The sequence below is a fragment of the Pantoea sp. UBA5923 genome (genome assembly GCF_002431095.1).
GTDB classification, from domain to species: domain Bacteria; phylum Pseudomonadota; class Gammaproteobacteria; order Enterobacterales; family Enterobacteriaceae; genus Pantoea; species Pantoea piersonii.
The window spans coordinates 23,301-33,297 of record NZ_DJDN01000019.1 but is presented as its reverse complement, the minus strand read 5'-3'; the positions used below and the strand labels follow the sequence as shown (position 1 = coordinate 33,297).

The following is a 9,997-nucleotide window of genomic DNA, read 5'->3' as shown; positions in this document are numbered from 1 at the left end:
CCCGCGCGTGCCGCTGCGACGCCAAAAATTACCTTTCCCGATAATCTGCCCGTTAGCCAGAAGCAGCAGCAGATCGCCGAAGCGATCCGCGATCATCAGGTGGTGATCGTCGCGGGCGAAACCGGCTCGGGTAAAACCACCCAGCTGCCGAAAATTTGCCTGGCGCTGGGACGCGGCGTGAAAGGACTGATCGGTCATACCCAGCCGCGTCGTCTGGCGGCGCGCACCGTCGCCAACCGCATCGCCGACGAGCTGGAAACGTCGCTCGGCGGCTGCATCGGCTATAAGGTGCGCTTTAACGATCAGGTCAGCGAAACCACCCAGGTGAAGCTGATGACCGACGGTATTTTGCTGGCTGAAATTCAGCAGGATCGCCTGCTGTTGCAGTATGACACCATCATTATCGATGAGGCGCACGAACGCAGCCTGAACATCGATTTCCTGCTCGGCTATCTGCGCGAGCTGCTGCCGCGCCGTCCCGATCTGAAAATCATCATTACCTCGGCGACCATCGATCCGCAGCGCTTTTCGCGCCACTTCCATAACGCGCCCGTTATTGAAGTCTCGGGCCGTACTTTCCCGGTCGAGGTGCGTTACCGGCCGGTGGTAGAGGAGGCGGACGACAGCGAGCGTGACCAGCTGCAGGCGATCTTCGACGCGGTCGACGAGCTGAGCGACGAAGGGCGCGGCGATATTCTGATCTTTCTGAGCGGCGAGCGCGAAATTCGCGACACTGCCGACGCGCTGGCAAAGCGCAATCTGCCGCATACGGAAATTCTGCCGCTCTATGCGCGCCTGTCGAACGCCGAGCAGAACCGGGTTTTCCAGTCGCACAGCGGACGCCGCATCGTGCTGGCGACCAACGTGGCGGAAACGTCGCTCACCGTACCGGGCATTAAATATGTTATCGATCCCGGCACTGCGCGCATTAGCCGCTACAGCTATCGCACCAAGGTGCAGCGTCTGCCGATCGAGCCGATTTCACAGGCGTCGGCCAACCAGCGTAAAGGACGCTGCGGCCGCGTATCGGACGGTATCTGTATCCGTCTCTATTCCGAGGATGACTTCCTCAGCCGTCCGGCCTTTACCGATCCGGAGATCCTGCGCACCAACCTGGCGTCGGTTATTCTGCAGATGACGGCGCTGGGGCTGGGCGATATCGCCGCGTTTCCCTTTGTCGAAGCGCCCGACAAGCGCAATATTCAGGACGGCGTCCGCCTGCTGGAAGAGCTTGGCGCGTTAACGCTCAACGACGAGACCGGCCACTACAAGCTGACCGGCTCTGGCCGTCAGCTGGCGCAGCTGCCGGTTGATCCGCGTCTGGCGCGCATGGTGCTGGAGGCGCAGCGCTTCGGCTGCGTGCGCGAGGTGATGATTATCGCGTCGGCGCTGTCGATTCAGGATCCGCGCGAGCGCCCGGTAGAGAAACAGCAGGCCGCCGATGAAAAACATCGTCGTTTCGCTGACAAAGAGTCGGACTTTCTCGCCTTCGTCAACCTCTGGAACTACCTGGGCGAACAGCAGAAAGCGCTGTCGGGCAACCAGTTCCGCCGCCAGTGCAAAGGGGATTTCCTGAACTATCTGCGCGTGCGCGAATGGCAGGATATCTATACCCAGCTGCGTCAGGTGGTGCGTGAACTGGGCATTCCGGTCAACAGCGAACCGGCAGGCTTCCGCGAGGTACACTGCGCGCTGCTGACCGGCCTGCTGTCGCATATCGGCATGAAAGACGCCGAGAAGCAGGAGTTTACCGGCGCGCGCAACGCGCGTTTCGCCATTTTCCCCGGCTCAGGGCTGTTCAAAAAGCCGCCGAAATGGACCATGGTCGCCGAGCTGGTGGAAACCAGCCGCCTGTGGGGCCGGATCGCGGCGCGTATCGATCCAGAGTGGATCGAGCCGCTGGCGCAGCATCTGATCAAGCGCAGCTACAGCGAGCCGCACTGGGAAAAAGGCCAGGGCGCGGTGATGGCGCAGGAGAAAGTCACGCTGTACGGCCTGCCGATTGTGGCCGCGCGCAAGGTGAACTACGGGCGTATCGATCCCGCGCTGAGCCGCGAGCTTTTTATCCGTCATGCGCTGGTGGAAGGCGACTGGCAGACGCGCCACGCCTTTTTCCGCAACAACCAGAAACTGCGCAGCGAGGTCGAAGACCTTGAGCACAAATCACGTCGTCGCGACATTCTGGTAGATGATGAGACGCTGTTCAGCTTTTATGACCAGCGCGTCGGCCAGGACGTGGTGTCGGCGAAACATTTCGACAGCTGGTGGAAGCTGGCAAGCCGCGATAACCCTGATTTGCTCAGCTTCGACAAACAGATGCTGATCAAAGAGGGCGCGGAGAAGGTCAGCCAGCTCGACTACCCCAACTTCTGGCATCAGGGCAACCTCAAGCTGAAGCTCAGCTATCAGTTCGAGCCGGGCGCGGATGCTGACGGTGTGACGGTGCATATTCCGCTGCCGCTGCTTAACCAGGTTGAGGATCAGGGCTTCGAGTGGCAGATCCCCGGCGTGCGCCGCGAGCTGATTATTGCGCTGATCAAGTCGCTGCCGAAGCCGCTGCGCCGTAATCTGGTGCCCGCGCCCAATTACGCTGACGCCTTCCTGGGGCGCGTTACAGCGATGGAGATGCCGCTGCTCGACGCGCTGGCGAAAGAGTTTCGCCGTATGACCGGCGTGACGCTGGAGCGGGAAAACTGGCAGTGGGATCAGGTGCCCGATCACCTGAAAATGACCTTCCGCGTGGTAGACGAACACAACCGCAAGCTGAAAGAGGGTAAAGATCTCAGCGCGCTGAAAGCCGAACTCAAGGAGAAAGTGCAGGAGACGCTGTCAAAAGTGGCGGATGACGGGCTGGAGCAGAACGGCCTGCATATCTGGAGCTTTGGCGATCTGCCGCGCAGCTATGAGCAGAAGCGCGGCGGCTATCAGGTCAAGGCCTGGCCAGCCCTGGTCGATGAGAAGGATAGCGTGGCGATACGCCTGTTCGACAGCGAGCAGGAACAGCAGAAAATGATGTGGCGCGGCCAGCGTCGTCTGCTGCTGCTGAATATCCCTTCGCCGATAAAATACCTGCATGAAAAGCTGCCGAATAAAGCCAAGCTGGGACTCTACTTCAACCCATACGGCAAAGTGCTGGAGCTGATTGACGACTGCATCGCCTGCGGCGTTGACAAGCTGATGGCGGAAGCGGGCGGCCCGGCCTGGCAGCAGGAAAACTTCGAGCAGCTGCGCGAGAAGGTACGTGCCGAGCTAAACGATACGGTGGTAGAGATTGCGAAACAGGTTGAGCAGATCCTGACGGCGGTGTTCAACATCAACAAGCGGCTGAAAGGGCGCGTTGATATGACGATGGCGCTGGCGCTGTCAGATATCAAGGCGCAGATGAGCGGCCTCGTCTATCGCGGCTTCGTTACCGGCAACGGCTGGAAACGCCTGGGCGACACGCTGCGCTACCTGCATGGCATTGAGCGTCGTCTGGAAAAACTGCCTGCCGATCCGCACAGCGACCGCGCGCGCATGATGAAGGTACAGGCAGTGGAGCAGGCCTGGCAGGCGTGGCGCAATAAACTGCCGCCGCAGCGTCAGGATGATGACGAGGTAAGGGAGGTTCGCTGGATGATTGAGGAGCTGCGCATCAGCTACTTCGCGCAGCAGCTCGGCACCCCTTATCCCGTTTCTGACAAGCGTATCCTGCAAACGATGGAGCAGTACGCGGCATAACCGCCGTCGCATCGCAGGAAGCCGCAGCGGAGACGCTGCGGCTTTTTTATGCGGATAAAACTGGCGAAGCAAAGGTTATAGCGCTGTCGCTCAACTCTTCTTTACAGCTATCCCTAAAACAGGTGCAAAATTTTAGACGTCAGTAAGGCCATCGCCGTTTTTTTTCGATAGAATCAGCGCGGCGCGAAAGGGGCGCCAGATTATTTTATTCAATTAAGGACGATGGTTATGAAAAAGTCTGTTTTTGTCAGCCTTGTTATGCTCGCTCTGGGAGCAAACGTTAATGCCTATGCCGATAAACATACGGTCACTCTTGGGTATGCGCAAAGTAAGGTCCAGGATTTCAAGGATATTAACGGGATAAACCTTAAATACCGCTATGAATGGGACTCACCGCTGAGCCTTATTGGCTCGCTTACCTGGATGAGCGGCAGCGGAAGCTACACGCCCGACATCGACTCTATGGATAGATTTGATAGCCATGCGAAAGTGAAATATTACTCGCTCTCCGTTGGGCCAGCCTGGCGCTTCAGTCAATATATCAGCCTCTACGGTTTGCTCGGCGTAAATTATAATAAAGTCGACTATCGCGAAGGCTGGTATAACTATGAAGGACGCTATGTTTATATGGGCGAAACCAGGCTCAAAGAGAATAAAACGTCTCTGATGTATGGCGCTGGCGTGCAAATTAATCCGGTCGAGAACCTGGCGATAGATATCGGCTATGAGGGATCGCGTCTCGACGTTGCTGATAAAAACATGTCGATTAACGGCTTCAATGTGAACCTGGGCTACAGCTTCTAAATATACCCGGCGTTCCCCATTAAAAAAGGCGCGGCTGATAATTCAGCTGCGCCTTTTTGCATTCTGCCGCCGCGCGGATGTTATTGCGCCAGCGCTTCCAGCCGGTCGCGGAATGAGGTAACGGCGATAGCGCGGTTATCGGCCAGATAGCGATCTTTTGCCGCTGGCGCCGAGCTTTGCACCGCAATTAACTGCCAGCCATTATTGTTTTTCAGCAGCAGCGGCGAGCCGCTGTCACCCGGCAGCGTATCACACTGGTGAGAGAGTACGGCGCGCTGCGCCCAGCCGGTAATCAGGCAGTCACTGTGTGAGTAGAGCGTATCCAGGTGATCTTCCGGATAGCCCGCCTGCGTCACTTTTCGGCTCGCCTCTTTTAGGGCGGCGGTCAGATCGCTGCGCGATCCGTCAAACAGCGGGATCGGCGTAATTGCGGAAGGCGGGTTGCGCAGAATAACCAGGCCGTAATCGAAAGGCGCGGCGTCGGTCGGGACTATCCAGCCCTCGCCGTCAGCTTTCAGCTTGCGCGCCAGCGCCGGCTCGACGCGCGCGTCGATATCATGAAGTTCATAACGCCAGCCGCGGGCGCTGGCCATAAAGCGCAGCGCGACCGGCTTATCGAATTTGCCCGGCGGCGTCAGTAAGCAGTGTCCCGCCGTCAGCGCGAGATGAGCGGAAATCAGCGTGGCGGTACAGAGGTTGCCGCTTTCTGTTTCCAGCTGGCCGATGGCGTCCCAGGGGGCGGCGGTGACGTCACCGATCGCTTTCCGGTGATCTTTGCCAAAGAAAAGCATTTTGATTTCATCGGGATTCGGCGCATCGTCGTCATCATCGGCGTGAGCCAGAGTGGTGAAACAGAACAATCCAGTCAATAGCAAAATAGCCAGGCGCATAGGTCTCTCAATGGCGAGATTTAAAAAGAGGTTATTGTCATCACGCATGCGCAATAACTATAGTCGGTGAGCGGTAAAAAAGGGAGATTTATTGGAATAATCAGCACGCTACAACGACTAAATAAAGAAGAAGGCCGCGATGACGCCGCAGAGGATCATCACCAGCAGAATAATTTCAAAACGATAGCGACGCACCATTTCCGCAACTCCAGTAACGAAACACCCGGCAGAACCGGGTGTTTTTATTATTCAACGCTTCTTAAGGCGCAGGTGCGCGACCTTAATTATTTAGCAGCGGCTTTTTTAACTGCTTTGTGGTGCTTTTTAGCAGCCTGGGCTTTCTGCGGAGCAGCAGCTTTTTTGGTTGCTTTGTGGTGCTTTTTAGCAGCCTGAGCTTTCTGTGCAGCTGCTTTCTTAGCTACTTTGTGGTGTTTTTTAGCAGCCTGAGCTTTCTGTGCAGTTTCTTTTTTGGCAGCTTTGTGGTGCTTTTTAGCGGCCTGAGCTTTCTGCGCAGCGTCTTTTTTCACAGCTTTTTTGTGGTGCTTTTTAGCAGCCTGAGCTTTCTGAGCAGCTTTGTGTTTCTTGTGCGCAGCTTTATGCGTAGTTTTAGCAGCCGGCGCAGCGTTAGTGGTGGTGGTAGTCGCAGCAGGAGCTGCTGCAGCTGGCGCAGCGGTGGTGTCAGCAGCGAAAGCAACAGAAGAGAGACCCATAGCAGCGGCGATGACCAGTGCAAACAATTTTTTCATTGCAAATTCCTCGAACATTTTTTTCATGTGTAGCCCACTGCGGGGCCGGTGAAAAGACTATATAAAATGCGAGGAAGAGTTTCCGTGGGTGTTTGGTATCGGCGTGTAACCGATTGTACAAAGCGGGAAAAAGGCGGCCGAGAAGGCCGCACAGATTAACGATTCAGGTAGCGTTGTTCAAGATGCTGACGGAAAAAGCGCGGATTAAGCGCCTCGCCGGTGGCATTGATCAGCAACTGCTCAGTAGGGAAGCGGCTGCCGTGTTGCCAGATGTTTTGCTGCAGCCAGTCAAATACCGGCTGAAGCTCCCCATGCTGAAGGCGCTCGCTTAAGTCCGGCAGCGCTTTTTTCACCGCCTGGAACAGCTGCGCCGCGTACATAGCGCCCAGCGTATAGGTCGGGAAGTAGCCGAAGGCGCCGTCGGTCCAGTGAATATCCTGCATACAGCCGTCACGGTAGTTGCCGCGCGTATCGATACCCAGCGACTGCTGCATCTTTTCATCCCACAGCGCAGGAATATCGTCGACCTCAATTTCGCCTTCGATGAGCGCGCGCTCAATCTCGAAACGTAAGATGACGTGTGCCGGATAGCTCAGCTCATCGGCATCGACGCGGATAAAGCCGGGCTTAACGCGCTGCGCCAGACGCACAAAGTTGTCGGGCTGTAGCGCAGTCTGCTCGCCCAGTTTCTCGCGCACCTGCGGCAGAATACGCTGCAGGAACTCACGGCTGCGGCCCAGCTGCATCTCCATAAACAGGCTTTGCGACTCATGGATCGCCGTTGAGCGCGCCTGACCGACCGGCTGGTTGCGCCACTGCTGCGGCAGACCCTGCTCGTAACGCGCATGGCCGGTTTCATGGATCACGCCCATCAGTGCGCTGAGGAACTCATTCTGGTTGTAGCGCGTGGTAATACGCACATCTTCCGGCACGCCGCCGCAGAAAGGATGTGCGCTGACGTCGAGTCGGCCGTGGCGGAAATCAAAGCCCAGCGTCGCCATCACATTCAGACCCAGCTCGCGCTGCGCGTCTATAGCGAAGGGGCCTTGCGGCTCATCGATCTTCTCCTGCGCCTGCTTCTCTACCACGCGCTGCAGCAGATCGGGCAGCCAGCTTTTCAGCTCGCCGAAGGTTGCATCCAGTTTTGCGCCTGTCATGCCTGGCTCATAGAGATCCAGCAGCGCATCGTAGCGCGATGTGCCATTCGCCTCTGCGCGCAGCTGCGCCTCTTCACGGCTCAGGCGCACCACCTCTTTCAGGTTGGTGGCAAAGCCTTGCCAGTCGTTCGCCGGACGCTGCTCGCGCCAGGCGTGCTCGCAGCGCGAACCAGCCAGCGACTTCGCTTCCACCAGTGAGGCGGGCAGAAGCGACGCCTGCTGCCACGCGCGCTGCATTTCGTGCAGGTTGGCGCGCTCGACGTCGTTAAGATCGGCCTGTTCGGCCTCTTTAATCAGCTCCCCGACGCGCGGATCGGTCAGAATCTCATGACGCAGCACGCCCATCTCCGCCAGCGCTTCGCCGCGCGCCTGGCTGCCGCCTGTCGGCATCATGGTTTGCATATCCCAGCCCGCGACCGCCATCAGGTGGCCGAAGCGGGAAAGGCGCTGAAAAGTCGCACTAAGTTGTTGGTAAGCAGTAGGCATCAGAAACTCCTTGTAAGGGTTTATCGCGCGGAAAGCTCACGCAAAGGTAGATCAACCGGCCAGCAAAAGCGAACGCTGGCGCCGCCCAGCGGGCTGCCTTCAATGCTGACGTGGCCGCCTAGCGCCTGCGCAATGGAGTGAACGATCGCGAGTCCCAGACCACAGCCGCCGGTGGCGCGATCGCGGCTCGGATCGAGACGGACAAAAGGTTCGAAGACGCGCTCGCGCTCCTCAAGCGGAATGCCGGGGCCGTCATCCTCAACCTGTAAGCAGCCGAGCGCGCCGTCGAACCACAGGCTGACGCGCAGCCGGTGACCGGCGTAGCGCAGCGCATTATTGACCAGGTTATCCAGGACGCGCTCCATCAGGCGGGTGTCGGACACGCCGTGGTTTTCGCGCTGCGGCAGGTCGAGATCGATCTGGGTTTGCGGATTAAGCGCGCGCACGTCGTTAACATGCTCGCGCAGCCAGTGCGCCAGGTCGAGCGAGGTCAGGTTAAGATCGACGCGCGGCCGATCGAGACGCGCATAGGTGAGCAGCTCCTCAATCAGGCTCTCCAGCTGGCCGATATCGCGGTTAATGGCGGCGGACTCGCCTGCGGTAAGATTGTCGCTCATCTCCAGCCGATAGCGCAGACGCACCAGCGGCGTACGCAGCTCGTGGGCGATGCCGTCGATCAGCTGCTTTTTGCTCGCCACCAGCGTATTGATGTTATCCGCCATCTGGTTAAAGGCGATGCCTAAGCGAAACAGGCTGGAGGTGTTATCGAAATGGGTGCGGACATCCAGTTCGCCCCGGCCAAAACGCTGCGCCGCAATCTCCAGGCGCTGCATCTCCTTCCAGTGCGGCCGCATCCAGATAAAAACCGGCAGCGCCAGCGACATGCCGATAAACACCAGCAGCGCGATATCCAGCAGCCGCATCTGATGCAGGTAAAAAAGATAGGGAATAGGGCCGACGGAAAGAACGTAATGGCTGCGCGGAATATGCTGTAAAAAGGTGTACTGATCGTCCAGCGCGACAATTTCACCGGCGCGCAGGCGACGCATATCTGGCTCGTCGAGCTGATATTTATTCATCGGCTCGATATGCAGGTCAAACGACAAACCAAGGTCGAGGCTTTTAATCGTCTTGTTCCAGTCGCGCGGCGGGATTTCACGCAGCTCGCTGCGGATCAGATAGAGCGAACTCGCCATCAGATCGTTCATCGACTGTCTTCCGGCGCGTTCGGCGGTGAATTTGTAAACCAGACCCACCAGCAGCGCCATCACCAGAAAGCAGACGAACAGCAGCAGATAAAACTGGATAAACAGCTTTCTCATGCCTGCGTATCCCACGCCTGTGGAGCGAACAGATAGCCTTTATTACGGATGGTTTTAATACGGAAAGGCTCGGTGGCGCTGTCGTGCAGCTTTTTACGCAGGCGCGAAATCGCCACGTCGATGCTGCGATCCATGCCGTCATAGCTGACGCCGCGCAGGGTTTTCAGCAGCGCGTCGCGGTTCAGGATCTGTCCTGCATGACTGGCCAGCTCCCACAGCAGGTCGAAATCGGCGGTCGAGAGCACGATTTGCTCGCTAAAGAGCGTAACTTCGCGGTTCAGCGCGTCGATGGTCAGCGAGCCGAAGCGCAGCAGCTTCTGCTTCTGCGCCACGGCGGGCGTGGGCGTCTCATCGCTTTGTCCCTGCTGCGCCTGACGCAAATGCAGCCGCAGCCGCGCCAGTAGCACCGCAGGCGGCGTGGTTTTCAGAATATAGTCCTGCGCGCCCATCTCCAGCGCCAGAATATGGTTCATGTCGCTGTCGAGCGAGGTGAGCAGTACAATCGGGCCTTGCCACTGTTGCGACTGGCTACGCAGATCGCGGCACAGCGTCATACCATCTTTGCCCGGCAGCATAATATCCAGCATCACCAGATCCGGCTGTTCGGCCGCGATAACCGCTTCAGCGCGGTCGCCGCGCGTCTCGACAATCACTTCAATATCATGACGACCAAGGTAGGCCGCAATCAGCGAACCGACTTCCGGCTCGTCTTCAACAAAAACGATTTTATTCATAATCCACTGCGACAAATTAGCCTGGCGAGCAGCATAGCTTTTCCCGGTCCTGAGCACTATGCCGCCGCACGAAATATCCCTGCGTTACTGGTATCTGCACAGCAAAATGTGCCATCATTAACTCTGCGTTTAAGCAAG

At 57.8% G+C, this 9,997-nt stretch carries 7 protein-coding genes; 2 read left to right on the top strand and 5 right to left on the bottom strand.

The window, feature by feature from the left end:
- Both hrpA and B3797_RS04410 read left to right on the top strand, forming a co-directional pair.
- A partial coding sequence (gene hrpA / locus B3797_RS04415) for an ATP-dependent RNA helicase HrpA (RefSeq protein WP_311790489.1) occupies positions 1-3,720 on the top strand: 3,720 nt, incomplete at its 5' end.
- A gap of 228 nt (positions 3,721-3,948) precedes the next feature.
- Positions 3,949-4,524, top strand: a complete 576-nt coding sequence (locus B3797_RS04410; protein WP_311790488.1) for an Ail/Lom family outer membrane beta-barrel protein — start codon at positions 3,949-3,951, stop codon at positions 4,522-4,524.
- 80 nt (positions 4,525-4,604) lie between these two features.
- Here the strand turns inward: B3797_RS04410 and B3797_RS04405 are convergent, their stop codons facing one another.
- The 5 genes from B3797_RS04405 to rstA form a co-directional block, all read right to left on the bottom strand.
- On the bottom strand, positions 4,605-5,414 hold the full coding sequence (locus tag B3797_RS04405; RefSeq protein WP_311790487.1) for a serine protease: 810 nt from the start codon (positions 5,412-5,414) through the stop codon (positions 4,605-4,607).
- 284 nt (positions 5,415-5,698) lie between these two features.
- Positions 5,699-6,160 carry an acid resistance repetitive basic protein Asr gene (asr, locus tag B3797_RS04400; protein WP_311782231.1) on the bottom strand — a complete coding sequence of 154 codons (462 nt, stop codon included), beginning with the start codon at positions 6,158-6,160 and terminating at the stop codon, positions 5,699-5,701.
- A 155-nt stretch (positions 6,161-6,315) separates the two neighbouring features.
- Positions 6,316-7,803, bottom strand: coding sequence for a carboxypeptidase M32 (locus B3797_RS04395; RefSeq protein WP_311790486.1), 1,488 nt, complete (start codon positions 7,801-7,803; stop codon positions 6,316-6,318).
- A 20-nt stretch (positions 7,804-7,823) separates the two neighbouring features.
- Positions 7,824-9,125: a two-component system sensor histidine kinase RstB gene (gene rstB / locus B3797_RS04390; RefSeq protein ID WP_311790485.1), complete on the bottom strand. Its 1,302-nt coding sequence runs from the start codon at positions 9,123-9,125 to the stop codon at positions 7,824-7,826.
- The gene (gene rstA / locus B3797_RS04385; RefSeq protein ID WP_311781377.1) at positions 9,122-9,859 is read right to left on the bottom strand and encodes a two-component system response regulator RstA; all 738 of its coding nucleotides are present in this window, start codon (positions 9,857-9,859) and stop codon (positions 9,122-9,124) included. Before rstA ends, rstB begins: the two co-directional genes overlap by 4 nt.
- Positions 9,860-9,997: the final 138 nt, after the last annotated feature.